This window comes from Modestobacter marinus (assembly GCF_011758655.1).
GTDB classification, from domain to species: Bacteria; Actinomycetota; Actinomycetes; order Mycobacteriales; family Geodermatophilaceae; genus Modestobacter; species Modestobacter marinus.
Window position 1 is genome coordinate 1,009,742 of the sequence record NZ_JAAMPA010000002.1, and the last position, 21,770, is coordinate 1,031,511.

20 protein-coding genes are annotated in these 21,770 nt (G+C 74.1%); 13 read left to right on the forward strand and 7 right to left on the reverse strand.

Going from position 1 to position 21,770, the window contains the following annotated elements; genetic code table 11:
- Positions 1 to 1,105 precede the first annotated feature (1,105 nt).
- Together FB380_RS20710 and ctaC are read right to left on the reverse strand one after the other, a co-directional pair.
- Positions 1,106 to 1,507: a cytochrome c oxidase subunit 4 gene (locus FB380_RS20710; protein WP_166757126.1), complete on the reverse strand. Its 402-nt coding sequence runs from the start codon at positions 1,505 to 1,507 to the stop codon at positions 1,106 to 1,108.
- Positions 1,508 to 1,540: 33 nt separating this feature from the next.
- Positions 1,541 to 2,413, reverse strand: coding sequence for an aa3-type cytochrome oxidase subunit II (ctaC, locus tag FB380_RS20715; RefSeq protein ID WP_229682198.1), 873 nt, complete (start codon positions 2,411 to 2,413; stop codon positions 1,541 to 1,543).
- Between the two features lie 308 nt (positions 2,414 to 2,721).
- Here ctaC and FB380_RS20720 point away from each other — a divergent pair, with 308 nt between their 5' ends.
- From FB380_RS20720 to FB380_RS20735, 4 genes are read left to right on the forward strand one after another with little or no spacing between them, the layout of a single operon-like run.
- Positions 2,722 to 3,087 carry a metalloprotease gene (locus tag FB380_RS20720; RefSeq protein ID WP_166757127.1) on the forward strand — a complete coding sequence of 122 codons (366 nt, stop codon included), beginning with the start codon at positions 2,722 to 2,724 and terminating at the stop codon, positions 3,085 to 3,087.
- A complete protein-coding gene (locus FB380_RS20725; protein WP_166757128.1) occupies positions 3,077 to 3,451 on the forward strand; it encodes a DUF3817 domain-containing protein in 375 nt (124 codons plus the stop codon). Before FB380_RS20720 ends, FB380_RS20725 begins: the two co-directional genes overlap by 11 nt.
- A gap of 50 nt (positions 3,452 to 3,501) precedes the next feature.
- The gene (gene asnB, locus FB380_RS20730; protein WP_166757129.1) at positions 3,502 to 5,436 is read left to right on the forward strand and encodes an asparagine synthase (glutamine-hydrolyzing); all 1,935 of its coding nucleotides are present in this window, start codon (positions 3,502 to 3,504) and stop codon (positions 5,434 to 5,436) included.
- Positions 5,433 to 5,762: a hypothetical protein gene (locus tag FB380_RS20735; RefSeq protein ID WP_166757130.1), complete on the forward strand. Its 330-nt coding sequence runs from the start codon at positions 5,433 to 5,435 to the stop codon at positions 5,760 to 5,762. Before asnB ends, FB380_RS20735 begins: the two co-directional genes overlap by 4 nt.
- A 97-nt stretch (positions 5,763 to 5,859) precedes the next feature.
- Here FB380_RS20735 and FB380_RS20740 read toward each other — a convergent pair whose 3' ends face one another.
- Positions 5,860 to 6,216, reverse strand: a complete 357-nt coding sequence (locus FB380_RS20740; protein WP_036334939.1) for a HesB/IscA family protein — start codon at positions 6,214 to 6,216, stop codon at positions 5,860 to 5,862.
- A gap of 204 nt (positions 6,217 to 6,420) precedes the next feature.
- On the opposite strand from FB380_RS20740, the gene FB380_RS20745 reads away from it, so the two are divergent.
- Entirely contained in the window at positions 6,421 to 7,065 is a 645-nt protein-coding gene (locus tag FB380_RS20745) for a DUF3043 domain-containing protein (RefSeq protein WP_166757131.1), read from the forward strand.
- Positions 7,066 to 7,166: 101 nt separating this feature from the next.
- Positions 7,167 to 8,150, forward strand: a complete 984-nt coding sequence (locus FB380_RS20750) for an aldo/keto reductase family protein (protein WP_166757132.1) — start codon at positions 7,167 to 7,169, stop codon at positions 8,148 to 8,150.
- 64 nt (positions 8,151 to 8,214) lie between these two features.
- Here the strand turns inward: FB380_RS20750 and FB380_RS20755 are convergent, their stop codons facing one another.
- On the reverse strand, positions 8,215 to 8,427 hold the full coding sequence (locus tag FB380_RS20755; RefSeq protein ID WP_166757133.1) for a hypothetical protein: 213 nt from the start codon (positions 8,425 to 8,427) through the stop codon (positions 8,215 to 8,217).
- Positions 8,428 to 8,614: 187 nt separating this feature from the next.
- Here FB380_RS20755 and FB380_RS20760 point away from each other — a divergent pair, with 187 nt between their 5' ends.
- Complete coding sequence (locus FB380_RS20760) at positions 8,615 to 9,358, forward strand: DUF3618 domain-containing protein (RefSeq protein ID WP_166757134.1); 744 nt, start codon at positions 8,615 to 8,617, stop codon at positions 9,356 to 9,358.
- A gap of 105 nt (positions 9,359 to 9,463) precedes the next feature.
- The gene (locus FB380_RS20765; protein WP_166757135.1) at positions 9,464 to 10,630 is read left to right on the forward strand and encodes a YihY/virulence factor BrkB family protein; all 1,167 of its coding nucleotides are present in this window, start codon (positions 9,464 to 9,466) and stop codon (positions 10,628 to 10,630) included.
- Positions 10,631 to 10,646: 16 nt separating this feature from the next.
- On the opposite strand, the gene gcvT is transcribed toward FB380_RS20765, so the two are convergent.
- Positions 10,647 to 11,765, reverse strand: coding sequence for a glycine cleavage system aminomethyltransferase GcvT (gcvT, locus tag FB380_RS20770; protein ID WP_166757136.1), 1,119 nt, complete (start codon positions 11,763 to 11,765; stop codon positions 10,647 to 10,649).
- A 68-nt stretch (positions 11,766 to 11,833) separates the two neighbouring features.
- Between gcvT and FB380_RS20775 the strand changes: the two genes are divergently transcribed.
- The gene (locus FB380_RS20775) at positions 11,834 to 13,351 is read left to right on the forward strand and encodes a leucyl aminopeptidase (RefSeq protein WP_166757137.1); all 1,518 of its coding nucleotides are present in this window, start codon (positions 11,834 to 11,836) and stop codon (positions 13,349 to 13,351) included.
- Positions 13,352 to 13,419: 68 nt separating this feature from the next.
- Here FB380_RS20775 and FB380_RS20780 read toward each other — a convergent pair whose 3' ends face one another.
- Complete coding sequence (locus tag FB380_RS20780; RefSeq protein WP_188959634.1) at positions 13,420 to 13,779, reverse strand: oxidoreductase; 360 nt, start codon at positions 13,777 to 13,779, stop codon at positions 13,420 to 13,422.
- A gap of 160 nt (positions 13,780 to 13,939) precedes the next feature.
- Between FB380_RS20780 and lpdA the strand changes: the two genes are divergently transcribed.
- From lpdA to FB380_RS20795, 3 genes are all read left to right on the forward strand, one after another.
- A complete protein-coding gene (gene lpdA, locus FB380_RS20785) occupies positions 13,940 to 15,322 on the forward strand; it encodes a dihydrolipoyl dehydrogenase (protein ID WP_166757138.1) in 1,383 nt (460 codons plus the stop codon).
- 81 nt (positions 15,323 to 15,403) lie between these two features.
- Positions 15,404 to 17,248, forward strand: coding sequence for a 2-oxoglutarate dehydrogenase, E2 component, dihydrolipoamide succinyltransferase (gene sucB, locus FB380_RS20790; protein ID WP_166757139.1), 1,845 nt, complete (start codon positions 15,404 to 15,406; stop codon positions 17,246 to 17,248).
- Between the two features lie 87 nt (positions 17,249 to 17,335).
- Positions 17,336 to 18,241 carry a TIGR01777 family oxidoreductase gene (locus FB380_RS20795; RefSeq protein WP_166757140.1) on the forward strand — a complete coding sequence of 302 codons (906 nt, stop codon included), beginning with the start codon at positions 17,336 to 17,338 and terminating at the stop codon, positions 18,239 to 18,241.
- 357 nt (positions 18,242 to 18,598) lie between these two features.
- On the opposite strand, the gene FB380_RS20800 is transcribed toward FB380_RS20795, so the two are convergent.
- Positions 18,599 to 20,278, reverse strand: a complete 1,680-nt coding sequence (locus FB380_RS20800) for a serine/threonine-protein kinase (protein ID WP_166757141.1) — start codon at positions 20,276 to 20,278, stop codon at positions 18,599 to 18,601.
- A 118-nt stretch (positions 20,279 to 20,396) separates the two neighbouring features.
- Between FB380_RS20800 and FB380_RS20805 the strand changes: the two genes are divergently transcribed.
- On the forward strand, positions 20,397 to 21,674 hold the full coding sequence (locus FB380_RS20805; protein WP_166757142.1) for an NAD(P)/FAD-dependent oxidoreductase: 1,278 nt from the start codon (positions 20,397 to 20,399) through the stop codon (positions 21,672 to 21,674).
- The last annotated feature ends 96 nt before the right edge of the window (positions 21,675 to 21,770 follow it).

Sequence of the window (21,770 nt, forward strand, 5' to 3'; positions counted from 1 at the left end):
CCCTCCCGCCGGTCGAGCCAGCCCCACAGGCCGCCCTGCCGCCGGTGGAGGCGGACCCCCACAGGCCGCTCCCCTGCCGCCGGTCGAGCCAGCCCCACAGGCCGCCCTGCCGCCGGTGGAGGCGGACCCCCACAGGCCGCTCCCCTGCCGCCGGTCGAGCCGAGCTGACCCCCACAGGCCGTCCCTGCTGCCGGTCGAGCCGGCGTCACGGGCTGCTCCCGCGACTCGCAGTGGGGGTGGCGTTGAGGGCGGTCGCCTGTCGGCTGCCGACGAGGGCAGTGACCGGCACGTCGTCACCCAGCCGCGTCACCGCGATCGGGCTGAGCGCCCTTCGCAGCCCGTCGTGGAACTGACGTCGCCACACTCACCGGCGGGACGTCCGCGTCCAGCGCCCGGTACGGGACGCCGACCAACGCCGTCGACGCCGGCCTGGTGCGGCGCTCGGGCTCGGCCACCGGAACCGTTCCCCGAAGGCGGCCAGATGACCCTGAGGCTCCCCGCGGGCCGCCGCGTCGCGAGCGCAGCCGGCAGTCAGCGGACGACCGGACCAGTCGGCCAGGAAGGCGTTGCGCACCCCGGCGACTCGGCCTTGTCCGGCACCCGTGCCGGTAGGCGTGGCGACAGACCTGCTCGGTGCCCGCGCCAGCGGGACGCCCATGGCACTCGTCTCAGTGACGAGCTGGACCAGAGGCTGGCGGGCGGCCTCGGGACATCACGGCGGTACCGCCAGCGGTGCGACGCAGCCAGACCGTGAGAGCTGGGCATGGCGCGCTCCGGACTGCCGTGTCGCGAGGGTCGCGGCGTCCCGTACAGGGTGCCCCCGGCTGCCGTCGCGAGAGTCGCGGCGTCGCGTACAGGATGCCCCCGGCTGCCGGCGCGAGAGCGCCACGGCAAGCCGGTCAGGGTGCCTCCTGCTGCCGTCGCGCGAACGCCACGGCAAGCCGGTCAGGGTGCTTCTTGCTGCCGCGCGAGCGCACGGCAAGCCGGTCAGGGTGCGTGCCGGGTGCCGCCTCCCCCGGCCGGCCACAGCCGTTCGGGGGCACGACGCAGAGCGGGGCTCCTCCCACTGGGAGGAGCCCCGCTGAGCGGTGCAGTGCGGTGTCGATCAGCTGTGCGCGTTCTGCCCGACGTAGTACTCGAAGAGCAGGCCACCGATGGTCACGATGAGCGCGACGGCCCCGATGATGACCAGCCACGGGTACCAGAAGGCGAGCGCCAGGCCCATGATCCCGGCGGAGAACGCGAGCCCGAACGGCCAGTAGCTGGCCGGGCTGAAGAAGCCCAGCTCACCGGCGCCGTCGGCGATCTCGGAGTCCTTGCGGTCCTCGGGGCGGGCGTCGATGCGACGGCTCACGAACCAGAAGAAGCCACCGATCAGGGCGGTGAGGCCACCGGACAGCGCGAGCGCCGTGGTCCCGATGGGCTCCCGGGCCCAGACGCCGTAGACCACGGCGGTCACGAGGCAGAAGACCGTGATCAAGTTGAAGATGAGCGCTTCGACCTTCACGGCCGTCCCTCCAGCTGGTGCGGGGTGATCGGGTCAGTCATCCGAGGCCACCGCCTGCTCGCGCTGGGGCGCGAACGGCTGCGTGGAGACCGCGTTGCCCGGCTCGTCGATGAGCACCAGGGCGTCGTAGACCGACAGCCCCTCCTCGCGCGCCGCGAGGTAGTCCTCGTACGCCTCGGGCGAGACCGAACGCAGCTCGAAGTTCATGAACGCGTGGTAGGTGCCGCACAGCTCGGCGCAGCGGCCGACGTAGGCCCCCTCCTCGCGGACGGTGACCTCGAAGACGTTGTCCCGGCCGTTGTCCTGGCCCGGGATGATGTCGAGCTTGAACAGGAACTCCGGCACCCAGAAGGAGTGGATGACGTCGGCCGAGTTGAGCTCGAAGCGGATCGTCTGGTCGGTGGGGACCACCAGGATCGGGATCTCCGTGCTGGTGCCGACCGTCGACACGGCCTCACCGCCCGCGGTCTCCGTCTCGGGGTAGACGAACTGCCAGTTCCACTTGAATGCGTTGACCTGCACCGTGACGTCGGGGTCATCGCTGACGTCCCGGACCTCGTTCTGGGTGTTCACGGTGAAGAAGAAGAGCACCGCGATGATCAGGAACGGGATGATCGTGTAGACGACCTCGAGCGGGAGGTTGTAGGCCGTCTGCCGGGGCAGCTCGTCCCCGCGCTTCCGGTACCGGATGGTCGCGTAGGCGATGAGCGCCCACACCGCGATGCCGACCACCAGGGCGGCGATCGTCGAACCGATCCACAGGTCGTGCATGCGCTCGGCCTGGTCGGTGATGCCCTCGGGCCAGCCCCAACTGAGCCAACTGCCCGTGACGTCGCACCCGCTGAGCGTCAGCGCTCCCAGGAGACCGAGCCCGGCGACCTTCGCCAGCTTGCTGCGTCGAGCCACTGCCCGCTGCCTCCTCATCCCCCGCGTGACGACGCCACGCGGTCTCACCGGCGGGTGCTCCTCGGTTGCCCGACGGGCTTCGCCCACCCCGACCACAGTCTCGCCGAGACTAGCCGACCCCGCCCGTCGTCCCGGGGGCGGGAGGACCGTCCCGGCGGGTCGCCCGGGGAGGCCGGCCGGACACCCCCGGCGCAGTCCACCGGCGGGCCGCGGGCCGGAGGTCCGCCGGGCGGTACGGGCACCGACGTGCTCCGGGCCACGCCGCGGGCGACGGCCCGCCGTCGGTCCCGGCGGTTACAGTCGCGGGCGTGTACCGACGCCTGCTCAGCCCCGGGTGGCTCTTCATGCACCTGGTCGTGGTGGCGCTCTTCGTGATGACGTTCTTCCTCGGCTACTGGCAGCTGACCAAGGCCGAGGCCGGCGGCGGTGCCGTCAACTGGAGCTACGCCCTCCAGTGGCCGCTGTACGGGTTCATGGGCCTGGGCTTCTACCTCAAGATGTGCAAGGACGAGCTCGCCCGCGACCCTGCGGACGACGAGCCCGGCGCCTCCCTGGTGCTGTACCAGCGGCCGCGGATCGACACCACGGGCGACCCGGAGCTGGCGGCCTACAACGCCTACCTCGCCGAGCTCAACGAGAAGGCACTCCGGCCGCGGAGCGACAGTGACCGCTGACCGGGCCACGGCCCCGTCCCGGCTGCCGCGCGCCCTCGCCCGCCGGGTCGGACAGGACGTCCCCGCGGCACTGACCCGCTACCGGGTCATGGCCTGGATCGTCAGCGTCCTGCTGATCGCCCTGGTGCTGGTCGCCGTCCCGCTCAAGTACCTGGCCGACGTCACCGGCCCGGTGTCGGTCATCGGCACCGCGCACGGCTGGCTCTACGCGATCTTCTTCGTGACCGCCTGCGACCTGGCGCTCCGCGCCCGGTGGTCGATCAAGGGCTCGGTGCTCGTCCTCGTGGCGGGCACCATCCCGATCCTGTCCTTCGTCGCCGAGCGGATCGCCACCCGCAAGACCCGCGCCGGCGAGCGCGTCTGACCACGGGGCTCCCCGCCCCCGCCCTCCCCCACCTCCTGGAGACCTCCCGCATGTGCGGCCTGCTGGCCTACCTGTCCACCGACGCCGAACGGGTCGACGAGCAGACGGTCTCCGGGGTGCAGCACGCGCTGCGCTGCCTGCGCCACCGCGGTCCCGACGACCGCGAGCTCTGGTCGGACGCGCACGCGGTGCTCGGCTTCAACCGGCTGGCGTTCATCGACATCGAGGGCAGCCCGCAGCCGATGCCCTACGCCGAGGGCCGGTACCGGATCGTCTTCAACGGCGAGATCTACAACTACCTGGAGCTGCGCGAGGAGCTCAAGGCCGCCGGCGCGACGTTCGCCACCGAGGGCGACACCGAGGCGATCGTCGCCGGCTACCACCTGTGGGGCGAGGCGATCGTGCCGCGACTGCGGGGCATGTTCGCGTTCGTCATCTGGGACACCGAGACCGGGACGGCGTTCGGCGCCCGCGACGCCTTCGGCATCAAGCCGCTGTTCACCGCCCGCCTGGCCGACGGCGGCCTGGTCTTCAGCTCGGAGAAGAAGGCCCTGCTGGAGCTGCTCGGCGGCACCCCCGGCGCCGGCGGCGTCGACGCGGCCTCGCTGCAGCACTACCTGACCCTGCAGTACGTCCCCGAGCCCGCCACGATGCACCGGGGCATCCGGCGGATCGAGAGCGGCACGAGCTTCACCGTCGTCGACGGCGAACTGCACACCTCCCGCTGGTTCCACCCGAGGTTCCGGCCCACGCCGGTGACCCCGGGCGGCGAGCAGGCGCTGTTCGACCGGATCGCCGAGGTGCTCGACGACTCGGTGGCCAAGCACATGCGCGCCGACGTCACCGTCGGGTCGTTCCTCTCCAGCGGCATCGACTCCACGGCCGTCGCGGCGCTGGCGCACAAGTACAACCAGGACCTGGTGACCTTCACCGTCGGCTTCCAGCGCGAGGCCACCTCGGAGGTGGACATCGCCGCCGAGTCGGCGGCGATCCTGGGGGTCCGGCACGTCCCGGTCGAGATCACCGCGCAGGAGTTCGCCGACGCGATCCCCGCGGTCGTCTGGTACCTGGACGACCCGGTCGCCGACCCGGCGCTCGTGCCGCTGTACTTCGTCGCCCGCGAGGCCCGCAAGCACGTCAAGGTCGTGCTCTCCGGTGAGGGCGCCGACGAGCTGTTCGGCGGCTACACGATCTACCGGGAGCCCCTCAGCCTCGCCTGGGCGTCGACGCTGCCGGCCGCCGGCCGGCGGGCACTGGGCGGGCTGTCCCGGCTGGTGCCCGAGGGGGTGCGCGGTCAGGACCTGCTGCGCCGTGCGTCGATCCCGCTCGAGGAGCGGTACTACGGAAACGCCCGCAACCTCAACGCCGACGAGCTGCTGCAGCTGCTGCCCGGGCGGGACCCGGACCTCTCGCACGTCACGGTCACCGAGGCGCTCTACCGGCAGACCCGCGAGGCCGGCTACGACGACGTGACGGCGATGCAGTACGTCGACCTGTTCACCTGGCTGCGCGGGGACATCCTGGTCAAGGCCGACAAGATGACGATGGCCAACTCCCTGGAGCTGCGGGTCCCGTTCCTGGACCCCGAGGTCTTCGCCCTGGCCAGCAGCTTGCCGCTGGAGATGCGGGTGCCCCGGCGCGGGGACGCCACGAAGTACGCGCTGCGTCAGGCCATGCGGCAGATCGTCCCGCCGAAGATCATGAACCGGCGCAAGCTCGGCTTTCCGGTGCCGACGGCGGAGTTCCTGGCCGGCCCGCTGCACGAGTGGGCCCGGGCGATCGTGAAGGACAGCCAGACCGACGAGTGGCTGGACCGCGACCACGTGCTCGGCCTGCTGGACCGGCTGCGCGACGCCGACGTGCCGAGCAAGCGGATCGCCCGGCAGGTGTGGGAGGTGCTGGTCTTCATGGTCTGGCACGGCATCTTCGTCGAGGAACGGATCACCCCGGAGATCCCCGAGCCGGTGTACCCGGTCCGGCTGTGACCGGCCGCCGGCGAGCCGGCCTGGTCGTCGCCGCACTCGCGGCGGCCGGGCTGCTCGCCGGCTGTTCCGGGGACGACGGCGCATGCCCGGACGACCCGGGCGCCTGCGCCACCACACCGCCGTCCCCCGCGACGACGTCGGGCACCGAGCCCAGCCTCAGCGCCGGCCACCTCGAGTCCCGCACGCCGTCCGTCGACCCGTCCGCGATCCCGGTCCCGTCCCCGACGCCGGTCCCCGGGACGCTGGTCCCCGAGACGCTGACCCCGCCCGCCCCGGCGCCGTCCGGCGGGCTGCCGATCCCGGTCCCCTCGGGCTCGGTCGACTGAGCGGGACCCCGCGCGGCAGCGGGAGATCCGGCCTGAGACGCGACGAGGCCCGGACCCCCCTCAGGGGGACCGGGCCTCGTGGTCGATCAGGCGACGATCAGTGGAAGCTGTCGCCGCAGGCGCAGGAACCGCCGGCGTTCGGGTTGTCGATCGTGAAGCCCTGCTTCTCGATGGTGTCGACGAAGTCGATCGTCGCGCCGCTGAGGTACGGGATGCTCATCCGGTCGACGATCACCTCGACGCCACCGAACTCGAAGGTCTGGTCGCCGTCGAGGAAGCGCTCGTCGAAGAACAGCTGGTAGCGGAGACCCGAGCAACCACCCGGCTGCACCGCGATCCGCAGCCGCAGGTCGTCGCGACCCTCCTGCTCCAGCAGCGTCTTCACCTTGAGGGCGGCGGGGTCGCTGAGGATGACGCCGGTGGCGCCGGGGGCCTGCGTGTCCTGCACGGTCATGTCGTGGTCCTCCCACACTCGAGGGTGTCCTGCTCGGCCCGCCACGGAGGGCGGGCTCTCAGAACGGCCAACACCGCCGTGGCGGAGCTGCTTCCCACTGTACGGCGCGAACGCCGCCCGGGGCGGTGCGCACACCGCTCGCCGGGGGGACACCCCCGGCCGCGGGACCCTGGTGGGGCCCGCCGTCCACGTAGACTCGCCGTCGTGAAGCTCCGCCTGCCCGGCCGCCGCCCCGCCTCCGACCCGGCGGCGGACGCCGCCACCACCGTCACCTTGCACGGGTCGACGGCGGTCACGACCGCGCACGGGCCGACAGCTGTCGGCACGGCGGGCAAGGGCCGCCCCACCCCGCGCCGCAACGAGGCCCAGGGACGGCGCAGTGGGCCGGTGCCGCCGCCGCCGACCACGCGCAAGGAGGCCTACAAGCGGATGCGCGAGCAGCAGGCCGCCGGGCGCGGGAGTGCCCGGGCCGCCGCCGCCCGTGGTGACGACAGCTCCCTCCCCGCCCGCGACCGCGGCCCGGTGCGCCGGCTGGTCCGCGACGTCGTCGACGCCCGCCGCAACGCCGGCAGCTTCTTCCTGGGCGTGGCCGCCCTGGTGCTGGTCGGCTACTTCATCCCCGTCCCGGCCGTGCAGAGCTACACGGTGTTCGTCTGGTTCGCCTTCTTCCTGGTGATCATCGGCGACTCGTTCCTCCTGGGCCGCCGGATCAAGGCGAAGGTCACCGAGCGCTTCCCGAACACCGACCAGAAGATGCGCAGCCTGGTCTGGTACGGCGTCAGCCGGGCCACGATGATCCGCCGCTGGCGCTTCCCGAAGCCGCAGGTGCCGCTAGGCGCCGAGGTCTGAAAAAGGACCCTCCTGTCCCCCACCCCTCGCTCCGCTCGGGGCGGGCCCCTACAGGAGGGCCGAACGGATTGTTGAGCACTGCTAACGACTACGGTCGAACGGTGCAGACACGACGCCTCGGCCGTTCCGGCCTGACCATCTCCGAGATCGCCTACGGCAACTGGCTGACCCACGGCAGCCAGGTCGAGGAGGACGCCGCCCACGCCTGTGTGCGCGCCGCTCTCGACGTGGGGATCACCACGTTCGACACCGCCGACGTCTACGCCGGCACGAAGGCCGAGTCGGTCCTGGGGCGTGCGCTGGCCGGCCAGCGCCGCGAGGGCCTGGAGATCTTCACCAAGGTCTACTGGCCGACCGGCCCGGGGGCCAACGACCGCGGCCTGTCCCGCAAGCACATCACCGAGAGCTGCAACGCGTCGCTGAAGCGGCTGCAGACCGACTACGTCGACCTCTACCAGGCCCACCGGTACGACTCCTCGGTGCCGCTGGAGGAGACGATGACCGCCTTCGCCGACCTCGTGCGGCAGGGCAAGGTCCTCTACCTGGGCGTCTCGGAGTGGCGGGCGGAGGAGATCGCCGCCGCCGCCGAGCTGGCCCGCGAGCTCAAGGTGCAGCTGATCAGCAACCAGCCGCAGTACTCGATGCTCTGGCGGGTGATCGAGGCCGAGGTCGTGCCCACCAGCGAGGAGGCGGGCCTCTCCCAGATCGTCTGGTCGCCGCTGGCGCAGGGCGTGCTCACCGGCAAGTACCTGCCCGGCCAGCAGCCGCCGGCCGACAGCCGCGGCGGGCACGCCACCGCGGGCGGCTCGATGCAGAGCTACCTGGACGACGAGGTGCTCACCCGCGTCCAGGAGCTCCGGCCCATCGCCGACGACCTCGGGCTGTCGATGGCGCAGCTGGCGATCGCCTGGGTGCTGCAGAACCGGAACGTGGCCGCGGCGATCATCGGCGCCAGCCGGCCCGAGCAGGTGCACGACAACGTGGCGGCCGCCGGCGTCCAGCTGCCGGCCGAGGTGATGAGCCGCATCGACGCGGCGCTGGGCGACGTCGTCGAGCGCGACCCCGCCAAGACCTCCCGGGGCTGACGGAGGACCCGTCCTCCTCCGGACGGGCGGGAGGGGCAGGCGCCGGTCGGGCGCCCGCCCCTGGTCAGCTGGCCGCCAGGCCCATCGGGCCGTAGACCCGCTCGCCGTCCTCCTGCAGCGTCACGGTGGCGACCCCGCGGTCCAGCAGGTCGCGCCAGGCCTCCCCCAGCCAGGACTCCGCGTCGCCCTGGTTGTCGCACTCGGGCACCTCCACCCCGAGCGTGGCAGGGTCGATCGGCGTCCCCGAGGGGTCTTCCAGCTGCCAGGTCCAGCTCATGGCGGCAGGCTAGCCATCTCGCGCCCCCAGGGCAGCCCCGGACCGCGCGAGACCGCGCCGGCCGCACCCACGATCTTGGTTTACGGGGTAAGCCCCCGGGCATGGTGAGGCCACCATCCACGCCCGACACCGCGGAGTCACAGATGAGCCAGCCCACCACGGGCGCCGGCGTTCGCCGAGCCCCCCGATGACCGGCGCCGACGAGACCGGGTCGGGCCGCCCTGCCGGCGCCAACGAGCCCGACGCGATCCGTGCCGACATCGAACAGACCCGCGAGCACCTCAGCCGCACGGTCGACGAACTGGGCCACCGGCTCGACGTCCCAGCCCGCGCCCAGGAGCGCGTCGACCAGGCCAAGAGCTCGGCGCTGGAGACCGCCAACCGGACAAAGGACACCGCCGTCGAGACGTACCGGGAGAACCCGCCGGCCGTCGTCGGTGGCGGCGTGGCCGTCCTGACCGCGGTCATCGGGTTGCTGACCTGGCGCCGTCGCCGCCGGCGGACCGCCGAGGAACGGGCTGCGGCCAAGCAGGCCGCCCGTCGGGAGGCTGCGGCCAAGAAGGCGGCCGAGCAGTCGGCCAAGCGCGCCGGCAAGAAGCGGGCGGCGGCCCGCAAGGAGGCCGCCAAGCGCGCGGAGGCCCGCCGGAAGGCCGCCGCCACCCGCCGGAAGGCCGCCGCCACCCGCCGGAAGGCCGCCGCCACGGCCCTGGCCGCGCGCACGCGCACGGCCACGGGCCAGCTGTCCGCGCGGCAGCAGGCCGCCGCGAAGCAGCTGTCCGCGAGCCAGCGGGCCGCCGCCGCCCGTCTCCGGGCCGGCGAGCGCGTCGCGGTGGCGCAGGTCTCGGCCACCCAGCGGGCCGCCGCCCGGCGCCTGCCTCGCCGTCGCTCCGGCTGGCGGCGGAGGCTGGCCGAGCTGAGCTCCCGCCGGTGAGCCCCGTCTGAGCGAACGGTCCCCCTGCCGGCCGGTCCCGGCCCGCAGGGGGACGTCGTAGGTCCACCGATCCACCCGCACGCCCGAGACAAGGGGACCAGACCGATGGTCGACAACGGCCGGCCCGGCAGCGCCGTGGACAACATCCGCACGCGGGTGCAGGAGAAGGCCGAACGGCGGGCCGCCATGCGCGCTGCCGAGGCCCGCGAGGCCGGACGCGACGGCGGGGCCAGCGGCGCCTCCTCCGCGGCCGTCGTCCGCGGCGAGCAGCGGGAGGCCGCCCGCCCGGCGCCGGAGGTGCCCGAGTCCGAGGAGATGCCGGGCATCCACGCCGACAAGCCCACGGAGATCCCGCCCCGCGGCTGGGTCCAGGTCCTCAAGCGGTCCTGGGCGGAGAACAACGCCGACAACATGCCGATCATCGCCGCCGGCGTGGCCTTCTTCGCCTTCCTCTCCATCTTCCCGGCGCTGATCGCCACCATCTCGATCTACGGCCTCGTCGCCTCCCCCGAGCAGGTCAGCACGCAGATCGAGTCGCTGTCCGACCAGCTCCCGGAGAGCGCGCAGAGCATCCTCACCGAGCAGCTGACCGCCATCACCAGCAACGCCGGTGGCGCGCTGACCTTCGGGCTGATCGCCTCGGTGCTCGGCGCGCTGTGGACGGCGTCCGGCGGGGTGAACAACCTGGTGAAGGCGGTGAACATCGCCTACGACGAGGTCGAGACCCGCAACTTCCTCAAGCTCCGCGCGCTGTCCCTGGCGCTCACCCTGGGCGCGATCGTGTTCGTGCTGCTCACCTTCGCGCTCATCGCCGTGGTCCCGGTCGTGCTCGACGTCCTGCCCCTGGGCGGCGTCGGCACGGTCCTCGCCCAGGTCGTGCGCTGGGTGCTCCTGCTGGCCGTGGTGATCGGCTCGCTGGCCGTCGTGTACCGGGTCGCCCCGGACCGGGACGCCCCGAAGCTCCGCTGGGTGAGCCTCGGGTCGTTGGTGGTCACCGTCGTCTGGGCGGTCGTCAGCGTCGCGTTCAGCTTCTACGTCAACAACTTCGGCAGCTACAACGAGACCTACGGGGCCATCGCCGGCGTCATCGTGCTGATGCTGTGGCTGTACCTGACCTGCTACCTGGTGCTGCTGGGCGCGGAGATCAACGCCGAGACCGAGCACCAGACGGCCAAGGACACCACGCAGGGCGAGCCGCAGCCCATGGGCAAGCGGGACGCCGTGGTCGCCGACGAGGTGCCCGACCCACCCGTGCCGGCCAAGTCCAAGTGACCGGCCCGCGGGTGGCTCAGCGCACGTGCGAGGCGACGAACGGCGGCCGGCGGACGACGACCGCCTGAGGCCGTCCCCGGACGTCGACCGCGACCTCCGCCCCCTCGGCGACCCCGGCGGACCGGTCCAGCAGAGCCAGGGCGATCCCGGTCCGCAGGGTCGGGGAGAACGTGCCGCTGGTGACCTCGCCGATCCGCGAGCCGTCGGTGCCGAGCACCACCATTCCGGGCCGGGGGATGCCGCGGCCGGGTGCCTGCAGCCCCCACAGCTGACGGGCCGGGCCGGCCTCCTTCTCCGCCAGCAGCGCCTCGCGCCCCCAGAACGCGCTCTTGCCCCAGCCCACGGCCCACCCGGACCGCGCCTGGTTGGGGGTGATGTCCCGGGACAGCTCGTGGCCGTGCAGCGGGTACCCCATCTCGGTGCGCAGCGTGTCCCGGGCGCCGAGCCCGCACGGGCGGATCTGCTCGGGTACGCCGGCGGCCAGCAGGGCGTCCCACAGCTGCCCGGCCCGCTCCGCGGCGACCAGCAGCTCGTACCCGTGCTCGCCGGTGTACCCGGTGCGGCACACGGTGATCTCGTCGCCACCGGAGCCGGGCGTCTCGGCGAACGACATGTACGGCAGCTCACCGGGCAGGCCGACGGCGGCCAGCACCTCGGGTGAGCGCGGTCCCTGCAGGGCCAGCACGGCGACCTCGGTGTGCCGGTCGGTGACGGTGACCCCCGCCGGCGCCTCGGCCGAGAGCCGGGCCAGCACGTCGGCCGCGTTCGCCGCGTTGGGCACGAGCAGCACGTCGTCCGGCCCGTGCAGGTAGGCGATCAGGTCGTCGACCACGCCGCCGGCCTGCGGCTGGCCGTCGGCGACACAGCACAGCGTGTACTGGGCCTGCCCGGGGCCGATCTTGCCCAGGTCGTTGGTCAGGCAGGAGTTCACGAAGTCCGCGGCCCCCGGGCCACGCACCGTCGCGGTGCCCAGGTGCGAGACGTCGAACAGCCCGACACCCTCCCGGACCGCGGTGTGCTCGGCCAGCACGCCGCCACCGGTGTACTCGATCGGCATGGACCAGCCGCCGAAGTCGGCGAACTTGGCGCCCGCGGCGACGTGACGGTCCTGCAGGGGCGAGGTCAGGGGGCTCACCGCCAGCACGCTAGTGGTCGGGACCTGCCGGTCGTACGCCGTCCTCACCACCTCCTTACGATCGACGGGTGCCGCCTACGATCTCCGCCACCGACCGCCCGCTCGAGAAGCTGACCGCCGACGCCGTCGTCGTCGGTGTCGGCAAGGGCCCGGCCGGCCTGCTGTCCACGCCCGGCGCCGACGCGGTCGACCGGCTCCTCGGTGGCCGGCTCCTCGCCGCGCTGGCCGACCTCGGCGCCCGCGGGGCCGAGGACGAGGTCACCAAGCTGCCCACCTTCGGCCAGGGCCCGTTCCCGGTCGTGGCCGTGGCCGGGCTGGGTGCCCCGCAGGCCGACGGCTCGTACCCGGCGGAGGCGGTCCGCCGCGCCGCGGGTGCCGCCAGCCGCGCACTGACCGGCCGCAGCTCCCTGGTCAGCCTGCTCGCCGCCGTGGGCGGCGCGCCGGACGCCGACCGGCTGCACGCCGTCGGCGAGGGCTCGCTGCTGGGCGCGTACGAGTTCACCGCCTACAAGTCCGACCTCCCGGCCGACCGTCCCACCCCGCCGTCGGCGGTGGAGCTCGTCGTGCCCGACGCCGGCGCCGCCAAGGCGCCGCTGGCCCGCGTGCGCGCGGTCGCCGACGCCGTCGCCCTGGTCCGCGACCTGGTCAACTCCCCGCCGAACGACCTGTACCCGGCCGAGCTCGCCGCGCGTGGCGCGGCCGCAGGCAAGAAGGCCGGGCTGTCGGTCGAGGTGCTCGACGAGAAGGCCCTGTCGGCCGGCGGGTACGGGGGCATCCTCGCCGTCGGCGGCGGTTCGGCGCGCGGCCCGCGGCTGCTGCGCCTGGAGTACAAGGGCAAGAAGGCCAGGACGAGCGTCGCGCTGGTCGGCAAGGGCATCACCTTCGACAGCGGCGGCATCTCGATCAAGCCCGCCGCCAAGATGGAGGACATGAAGAGCGACATGGCCGGCGCCGCGGCCGTGATCGCCACCGTCTGCCTGGTCGCCGAGCTCGGCCTCCCCGTCGACGTGACCGCCACCGTGCCGATCGCCGAGAACATGCCCAGTGGCACCGCCTACCGCCCGGCCGACGTGGTCACCTTCCGCAACGGCAGGAAGGCGGAGATCACCAACACCGACGCCGAGGGCCGCGTGGTGCTCGCCGACGCCATCTGCCGCGCCGTCGAGGACTCCCCCGCCCACCTGCTGGAGACCTCCACGCTGACCGGTGCGCAGCTGGTCGCCCTGGGCACCCGCACCGCCGGCGTGATGGGCAGCGACGACCTGCGGGACGCCGTCGTGGCGGCCAGCCTGCGCAGCGGGGAGCCGATGTGGGCGATGCCGCTGCCACCGGAGCTGCGGCGCGGGCTGGACTCCCCGATCGCGGACCTGGTGAACGCCAACGCCGACCGGATGGGCGGGATGCTGGTGGGCGGGCACTTCCTGTCCGAGTTCGTCCCCGCCGGCCTGCCCTGGGCGCACATCGACGTCGCCGGCCCGGCGTACAACACCGGGTCCCCGTGGGGCTACACGCCCAAGGGCGGCACCGGCGTCCCGGTCCGCACCCTGCTCGCCACGATCGAGGACCTCATCGCCGACGCCGGCTGACCGACCCTGCGCAGGCGGGCCCCGGCGAGCACCATCGCCAGGGGCCCGCCCGCCCGGCGGGGCCCCCGCTACAGCTTGTCGTCGTCCCGCTGCCGGGAGCTCCAGTCGCGCATGCGCTGGGGATAGCCGGTGATCTGCGCGTCGTAGACCGGGACGGCGAGGTCCCGGGACAGCCTGCGGGCGGTCTCCGGGCCGTCGATCCGCCGACGCGTCCACTCCCCGTCGGCGGCGACCAGCAGGATCGTCGTCTCGGTCACCGCGGTGCGGGGCTCGACGTAGCCCTCGACGCCCCGCCGGGTGGCGACGAACTGCTCCAGGTGGCTCAGGTCCGCCGACCCGGACGCGCGGTCGAGCGTGCCGCGCCGGCCACGGCCGGCCGCTCCGGCTCCCCTGCCCCCGCGCCCCCGCAACCGGTCGATCAGCCCCATCGCACTGCCTCCGTCCTCGCCGGCCACGGACTGCACCGCGACGCCATTGCACGGAGCAACGGAGCATCCGAACGCGCCGTTCCCGGGAGTGGCAGGATGGGCACGCGCAGGATCGACGTGCCCGGAGAAGCTCCGGGCCACCCAGCACTGAGGAGCAGCCGTGAGCGCACCGACCACCCCCGCTGACCTGGTCATCCTCGGTGGTGGCTCGGGTGGCTATGCCGCCGCACTCCGGGCCGCCGAGCTGGGCATGTCCGTCGTCCTGATCGAGCGCGACAAGGTGGGCGGCACCTGCCTGCACCGCGGCTGCATCCCCACCAAGGCCCTGCTGCACACCGCCGAGGTCGCCGACAACGCCCGCGAGGGCGAGCAGTTCGGCGTCAAGTCGACCCTCTCGGGCATCGACATGGACGGGGTGAACGCCTACAAGGACGGCGTCATCTCCAAGAACCACAAGGGCCTGCAGGGCCTGATCAAGAGCCGCGGCATCAACTACGTCAGCGGCGAGGGCCGGCTGGTCTCCCCGACCGCCGTCCAGGTCGGCGACCAGACCTTCGAGGGCAAGCACGTGCTGCTGGCCACCGGGTCCTACGCCCGCTCCCTGCCCGGCATCGAGATCGACGGCACCAAGGTCATCACCAGCGACCACGCGCTGAAGCTCGACCGGGTACCGACCTCGGCGATCATCCTCGGCGGCGGCGTGATCGGCTGCGAGTTCGCCAGCGCCTGGAAGTCCTTCGGCGTCGACGTGACCATCGTCGAGGGCCTGCCGCACCTCGTCCCGCTGGAGGACGAGTCGTCCTCCAAGCTGCTGGAGCGCGCCTTCCGCCGCCGCAAGATCGACTTCTCCCTGGGCAGCCGGGTGGCCGGCGTGCAGACCACCGCCGACGGCGTGAAGGTCTCCCTGGAGAACGGCAAGGACTACGAGGCCGAGCTCGTGCTCGTCGCCGTCGGCCGCGGCCCGGTGAGCGAGGGCCTGGGCTACGAGGAGGCCGGCGTCGCCATGGAGCGCGGCTACGTCCTGGTCGACGAGTACTGCCAGACCAACGTGCCGACGATCTCCGCCGTCGGCGACCTGATCCCCACCCTCCAGCTGGCCCACGTGGGCTTCGGCGAGGGGATCCTGGTGGCCGAGCGCCTCGCCGGCCTGCCGGTCGTGCCGATCGACTACGCGGGCGTCCCGCGCGTCACCTACTCCGAGCCCGAGGTCGCCTCCGTCGGCCTGACCGAGGCCCAGGCGAAGGAGAAGCACGGCGAGGTCGAGGTCGCCACCTACGACCTGGCCGGCAACGGCCGGGCCGCGATCCTGAAGACGGCCGGGGCGGTCAAGCTGATCCGCGTCGCCGGGAACGGGTCGGTCGTCGGGGTGCACATGGTCGGCAGCCGGGTGGGCGACATGATCGCCGAGGCCCAGCTGGTCTACAACTGGGAGGCCCTGCCGGAGGAGGTCGCCCAGCTGATCCACCCGCACCCGACGCTGAGCGAGGCCCTCGGCGAGGCGGCGCTGGTCCTGGCCGGCAAGCCGCTGCACGCGCACAGCTGACGCACCACCCGCTCGGCACCACCTGCCCGACCAGCACCATCCGTTCAACACCACCCCACGACCTGAGGAGACCTGCCTTCGATGCCGACGTCCGTCACCATGCCCGCCCTGGGCGAGAGCGTCACCGAGGGCACGGTCACCCGCTGGCTGAAGCAGGAGGGTGAGCAGGTCGAGGTCGACGAGCCCCTCCTGGAGGTGTCCACCGACAAGGTGGACACCGAGATCCCCTCTCCGGCGGCCGGGGTGCTCACCAAGATCGTCGTCGCCGAGGACGAGACCGTGGAGGTCGGCGCCGAGCTGGCGGTGATCGGTGGCGGGGACGACGGCGACGCCGGCGCCCCGGCCGAGGAGGCCCCTGCGCAGGAGTCCCCGGCCGAGGATGAGCCCGCCCAGGAGGAGCCCGCCGAGGAGGCACCTGCCGAGCAGGCGGCCCCCGCGGCAGCCGAGCAGGACGGCGACTCCGGCGGCGACGGTGGCGGCGAGGGCACGTCGGTGACGATGCCGGCGCTGGGCGAGAGCGTCACCGAGGGCACGGTCACCCGCTGGCTGAAGCAGGAGGGCGACCAGGTCGAGGTCGACGAGCCCCTCCTGGAGGTCTCCACCGACAAGGTGGACACCGAGATCCCCTCCCCCGTCGCGGGTGTGCTCACCAAGATCGTGGTGGCCGAGGACGAGACCGTGGAGGTCGGCGCCGAGCTGGCCGTCATCGGTGGCTCGGGTGGCGGTGCCGCGAAGGCCGAGTCCGCGCCGAAGGCGGAGCCCGCACCCAAGGCAGAGCCCGCCCCGAAGCCGGAGGAGCCGAAGGCCGAGGCGGCGCCGAAGGCCGACCAGCCGACCCCGGCCGAGGCCAACACCGACAGCGGCCAGCCCGGCGCGGACTACGGCTCGGGCGGGACCATGCCGACCCAGTCGCCCACCGACCAGCCCTCCCCCGCGGAGGCCGTCGCCCCGGCTTCCAAGCCCGCGCCCGCCTCGGCACCCGACGGCGGCGGCGCCTACGTCACCCCGCTGGTCCGCCGGCTGGCTGCCGAGCAGGGCGTCGACCTGGCCTCGGTCACCGGCACCGGTGTCGGCGGCCGGATCCGCAAGCAGGACGTCCTCGCGGCGGCGGAGGAGTCCAAGAAGCCGGCCGCTGCCCCGGCCGCCGCTTCCTCCGGCGGTGCCCGCACCCCCTCGCCGGCCGCGACACCGGACTCCTCGCTCCGCGGCAACACGGAGAAGCTGTCCCGGCTGCGCACCGTCATCGCCAAGCGGATGGTCGAGTCGCTGCAGATCAGCGCGCAGCTCACCACCGTGGTCGAGGCGGACGTCACCCGGATCGCGAACCTGCGCAACCAGGTGAAGAACGACTTCGCCGCCCGCGAGGGCGTCAAGCTGTCGTTCCTGCCGTTCTTCGCCAAGGCCGCGGTCGAGGCCCTGAAGGCGCACCCGGTGGTGAACTCCTCGGTCGACCTGGAGGCCGGGACGGTCACCTACCACGACGCCGAGAACCTGGGCATCGCCGTGGACACCGAGCGCGGCCTGCTGGTGCCGGTCATCCGCGGTGCCGGTGACCTGAACGTGCCCGGCATCGCCCGGAAGATCGCCGACCTCGCCGAGCGGACCCGCACCAACAAGGTCACGCCGGACGAGCTGGGTGGCGGCACGTTCACGCTGACCAACACCGGCAGCCGGGGCGCCCTGTTCGACACCCCGATCATCAACCAGCCCCAGGTCGCCATCCTGGGCGTCGGTTCGGTGGTGAAGCGCCCCGTGGTGGTGCAGGACCCGGAGCTCGGCGAGGTGATCGCCGTCCGGTCGATGGTCTACCTCGCCCTGAGCTACGACCACCGGATCGTCGACGGCGCCGACGCCGCCCGGTTCCTCACCACGGTGCGGGAGCGGCTCGAGGGCGGGCAGTTCCAGGGCGACCTGGGCATCTCCTGATCCAGCGATGAAGGGCCCCGGCTCCGGCCGGGGCCCTTCGTCGTCTCCCCCGGTGCTGGTCTGCGCGCTGATCTGAAGGAGCACTCGATGAAGGTGGCGGTCACCGGGTCCTCCGGGCTGATCGGATCTGCGCTCGTCCGGTCGCTGGTGACCGACGGGCACGAGGTCCTGCGGCTGGTCCGCCGCACCCCGCGCACCGCGGACGAGCACCGCTGGGAGCCGGCGCACCGCCGCCTGCCCGACGGCCTCCTGGACGACGTGGACGCCGTGGTGAACCTCGCGGGCGTCGGGGTCGGTGACCGGCGCTGGACGGAGAAGCACAAGCAGCAGGTGCTGGACAGCCGGGTCGACAGCACGACCACGGTGAGCCAGGCCCTCGCCGAGGCAGCCGCAGCCGAGCCCGGTCGTGACCGGGTGCTGCTGTCGGCGTCCGCCGTGGGCTGGTACGGCGACACCGGCGAGCGGGTGGTCGACGAGACGGTCCCGGCCGGCGAGGACTTCCTGGCCCGGGTCTGCGTCGCATGGGAGGCGGCGACCGCACCGGCGGCCGCCGCCGGGGTCCGGGTGGCGTCCCTGCGCACCGGGCTCGTCCTCGGCCCGGGGGGCCTGCTGGGGCGACTGCTCCCGCTGTTCCGCCTCGGACTGGGCGGCAAGCTCGCCTCGGGCCGGCAGTACATGCCCTGGATCAGCCTGCAGGACGAGGTGGACGCGATCCGGTTCCTGCTCACCGCGCCGGTGTCCGGCCCGGTCAACCTGACCGCGCCCAGCCCGGCCACCAACGCGGAGTTCACCGCGGCGCTCGCTGAGGTCGTGCACCGGCCGGCGGTGTTCACCGTGCCCGGGTTCGCGCTGCGGTTGGCCCTCGGCGAGTTCGCCGACGTCGGGGTGCTGGCCGGCCAGCGCGCCGTCCCCGAGGTGCTGCGGTCGGCCGGGTTCGAGTTCACGCACGAGGACCTCCGGGCGGCACTGCAGGCCGCCGTCGCCGCCCGCTGACCTCCTGGCCCCACTGCGGCCCGCCGCACGCACGACTTCTGGGCAGGGCTGCACGCCACCGTCACGACCGTTCACCTCCGGGATCCGCTGCGGTCCCCGCCACCGCCGGTCTGCCTCCGAGCCGCACTGCGGCTCGTCATCACCGCCGGTCTGCCTCCGAGCCGCACTGCGGCTCGTCATCACCGCCGGCTCACCCACCGGCCGCCCTGCGGCGCCGTCATCGTCGCCACTCCACCTCGAGACCGCCCCGGGCTCGCCAACGCCCGCCACTTCACCTCGAGGCCGCGCTCCGGCCATCCGTCGCAGACCGCTCACCGCCAGGCGGCTCTGCAGGCCACCGTGCCGCTCGCTCATCCCTCACCCGGCCAGCCGGGCATCGGCGATGCGCCAACCGGACGCCGTGCGCGCCAAGACCAGCTGCACGGTGGCCTCGCCGCGGGCGGGCACCTCGGCGACCACCGGGGCGCCCGGCGCGTCGGCGCGGAGCACCCGATAGTCCGGCAGCTCGTCGACCACCTGCACGTCGAACCGGGTCGGCCCCTGGGCCGTCACCTCGACGAGGCGGACCAGCCGGGGCGCGAAGCCGTCGAGCCGCTGACCGGCCGCGACCAGCTGCGCCACCTGGTCGGTGTCGCGGGACAGCGATGCGCTGTCGGGCGCGTGCACCTCCGCCAGCGCCGTCGGGTCGGCGTCGGTGAACGCCGTGGTCCGCCGGTGGTAGAGGTCGGTGAGCACCGCCACCCACTCGGCGTCCCCGGCCGGCGTCGCGGTGCGGTCGGCCGGCGATGCCTCCCCGCCACCCACTGGGTCCCCCGGGTCGGTCGGTGCCGCGGACGGAGACCCAGGAGGGGCGACGCTGCTCGTCGCAGCGGGGCCTGCGGCCTGGGCCGGGTCACCCCCCGACCCACCCCAGCCTTCCCCCAGCCAGACCACGCCGGCCAGCGCTGCGGCGAGGGCGACCGCGACGAGGGAGACCGTCGCCGTTCGACGGACCGCGCTCCGGACCAGTGGACCCACACCCACCTCCCCGCCTCCCCGTGCGGCGGCGACCCGGTCACCGAGCCGCGCCCGGACCTGCGCCCAACGCCCCTCGGGGACCGGGACCGCATGGGCGGCCCGCGGTCGCCGGCCCGGCACCTGGTGGGTCAGCTCCGTCCGTGGGCCCCCGCCGGTGGCGCCGAGCTCACCGTCGGGCACGCCGGCCACCGGGAGGCGGACCGGCTCGGGCCGGCAGGCGTGGCGGAGGTCGAGGGCAAACGCCGCGGCAGACCCTCGCAGGTGCGGCTCCGCCGAGAGCCCCCGCAGGACGACGCGCACCAGCTCCTCCGGTGCGTCGGGGGCGAGGAGCGCGAGATCGGGCAGGTCTCCGGTGGCGGCCACGGTGAGGGTGCCGGCCGGGTCCGCCGCGTTCCAGGGTGCGATGCCGGTGAGCGCGTGGAAGGCCGCTGCCGCGGCACCGAAGACGTCCGACGCCGGCCCGGGCGCACCGCCGCGCGCCACCACCGGGTCGACGTACGCCGGAGTCACCTCCGCCCGTGCGGTGTCGCCGACCAGCCGGGCGGTGCCCAGGTCGGTGAGCACGGGGCGCCCCTCGTCGGTGAACACGACGTTGCCCGGCGACAGGTCGCCGTGCACGACCCCCCGCTCGTGGGCGTGGGCCAGCGCAGCCGCCACCGGGGCCACCGTGGTGACCACCTCGCCCGGGCGCAGCCGCCCGCGCCGGGCCAGCAGCGCCGCCAGGCTGCCGCCGGCGAGCAGGTCGAGCACCAGCGCCACCTGGGCCGGGCCGTCGCGGACCTCCCGGCGGACGACGTGGTGCAGCCGGACCAGGTGCGGGTGGTCGAGCTCGCCGAGCAGCCGCGCCTCGCGTTCCTGGCGTTCCGGGTCACCACGCACCAGCACCTTGACCGCCACCGGCGGGCCGCCGGACCGTGGCCGGGCCCGCCACACCTGCCCCGAGCCGCCCCGGCCCAGCAGCTCCTCGAGGACGTAGCCGGGCACGACGGGTGCCGCCGACGGGGAGGGCTGCGCAGGCATGCCGGGACGGTAGAGCCGACGGCCGATGCCCCGCTGCGCCCGTCCACAGGCTCCGGCCGGGTCCACAGCTGCAGTGGCGGGCAGGACGGGTTCCTGCGGGAGCGCCTAGGTTCGGGACATGCCACCGCCACCCCGTGCCGAGGTCGTCGTGGTCGGCGCGGGCCTGGCGGGCCTCAGCGCGGCCACCCGGCTGGCGGCGGCCGGCTGCGACGTCCACGTGCTCGACGCCGCCCAGCACCCGGGCGGTCGGCTGGCGACCGCGCGGGTCGACGGCTTCCTGGTCGACCGCGGCTTCCAGGTGTTCAACACCGGCTACCCCCGCGCCGCCGACCTCGACCTGCCGGCGCTCGACCTGGGCTGGTTCTGGACGGGTGCCGTGGTGCGGGTCGACGGTCGCGCCCACCGGGTCGTCGACCCCCGCGAGCACCCGGGCACCGTCGCGGGCACGCTGCGGGCGCCGTTGGGCGGTCCGCACCGGCTGGCCGCGCTCGGGGCGTTCTCCGCCCGGGCCGGCTACGCACCGGCGTCCCGGCTGCTGGAGGCGCGGGAACGCACCGCCGCAGAGGCGCTGCGCAGCGCCGGCATCGGCGAGCAGGCCCTGGAGGTGTTCCTGCGGCCGTTCCTCGCGGGCGTGCTCCTGGAGGACCGGCTGGAGACCTCCAGCCGCTACCTGGACCTGGTCTGGCGCAGCTTCGTCCGGGGCCGGGTAGGTCTCCCCTCCGCCGGGATGCAGGCGATCGGCGAGCAGCTCGCCGGCCGGCTGCCCGCCGACCGGGTGCACCTGGGAGTCCGCGTGACGGGCGTCGGAGGCGGGGCGGTGCACACCGACGCCGGGACCACGACCGCCGACGCCGTCGTGGTGGCGACCGACCCCGACACCGCAGCGGTCCTGCTCCCCGGGCTCGAGGCGTCGGCGCCCCGGCAGGTGACCACCCACCTGCACGTGCTGGCCGAGTCGCCGTGGCCCTCGCCGCTGATCGTGCTCGGCCAGCCCGGCGGGCGGCTGGTGAACAGCGCGGTGGTCTCCGACGCCCAGCCGGCCTACAGCCCCGACGGCCGGGCGCTCGTCGCCAGCTCGACCCTGGCGCCGACCCGGGAGGCCGACGTCCGTGAAGAGGTGGCCCGGCTGCACGGCGTTCCCAGCACTGAGCTGGCGCACCTCACCACGGTGACGGTGACCGGCGCACAACCGGCGGCCACTCCCCCGCTGCAGCACCGTCGCCCCGTCGACCTGGGCGAGGGGTTGTTCGTCTGCGGCGACCACCGCGACACCCCGTCCATCCAGGGCGCGATGGCCAGCGGAGCCCGCACCGCCCGGGCCGTGCTCCGGCGGCTCGGGACGTCGTCGTCCACGGTGACCGATCCGGAGCCGGCCGAAGAGGACCGGCGCCCGTGACCGCCGACCCCGTGACCACCGCCCCCGTGACCCGCGACCCCGTGACCACCGACCTGCGACCGCGCCGGGCAGGCCGGCCCGGCGACCAGGCGCGCG

What these genes read in the sequence shown, in the direction of transcription:
- FB380_RS20780 (WP_188959634.1), bottom strand. Translation starts at nt 13,779, where the DNA reads ATGGGGCTGATCGACCGGTTGCGGGGGCGCGGGGGCAGGGGAGCCGGA.
- FB380_RS20805 (WP_166757142.1), top strand. Translation starts at nt 20,397, where the DNA reads ATGCCACCGCCACCCCGTGCCGAGGTCGTCGTGGTCGGCGCGGGCCTG.
- FB380_RS20800 (WP_166757141.1), bottom strand. Translation starts at nt 20,278, where the DNA reads ATGCCTGCGCAGCCCTCCCCGTCGGCGGCACCCGTCGTGCCCGGCTAC.
- FB380_RS20755 (WP_166757133.1), bottom strand. Translation starts at nt 8,427, where the DNA reads ATGAGCTGGACCTGGCAGCTGGAAGACCCCTCGGGGACGCCGATCGAC.
- FB380_RS20765 (WP_166757135.1), top strand. Translation starts at nt 9,464, where the DNA reads ATGGTCGACAACGGCCGGCCCGGCAGCGCCGTGGACAACATCCGCACG.
- sucB (WP_166757139.1), top strand. Translation starts at nt 15,404, where the DNA reads ATGCCGACGTCCGTCACCATGCCCGCCCTGGGCGAGAGCGTCACCGAG.
- FB380_RS20740 (WP_036334939.1), bottom strand. Translation starts at nt 6,216, where the DNA reads ATGACCGTGCAGGACACGCAGGCCCCCGGCGCCACCGGCGTCATCCTC.
- FB380_RS20760 (WP_166757134.1), top strand. Translation starts at nt 8,615, where the DNA reads ATGACCGGCGCCGACGAGACCGGGTCGGGCCGCCCTGCCGGCGCCAAC.
- asnB (WP_166757129.1), top strand. Translation starts at nt 3,502, where the DNA reads ATGTGCGGCCTGCTGGCCTACCTGTCCACCGACGCCGAACGGGTCGAC.
- FB380_RS20795 (WP_166757140.1), top strand. Translation starts at nt 17,336, where the DNA reads ATGAAGGTGGCGGTCACCGGGTCCTCCGGGCTGATCGGATCTGCGCTC.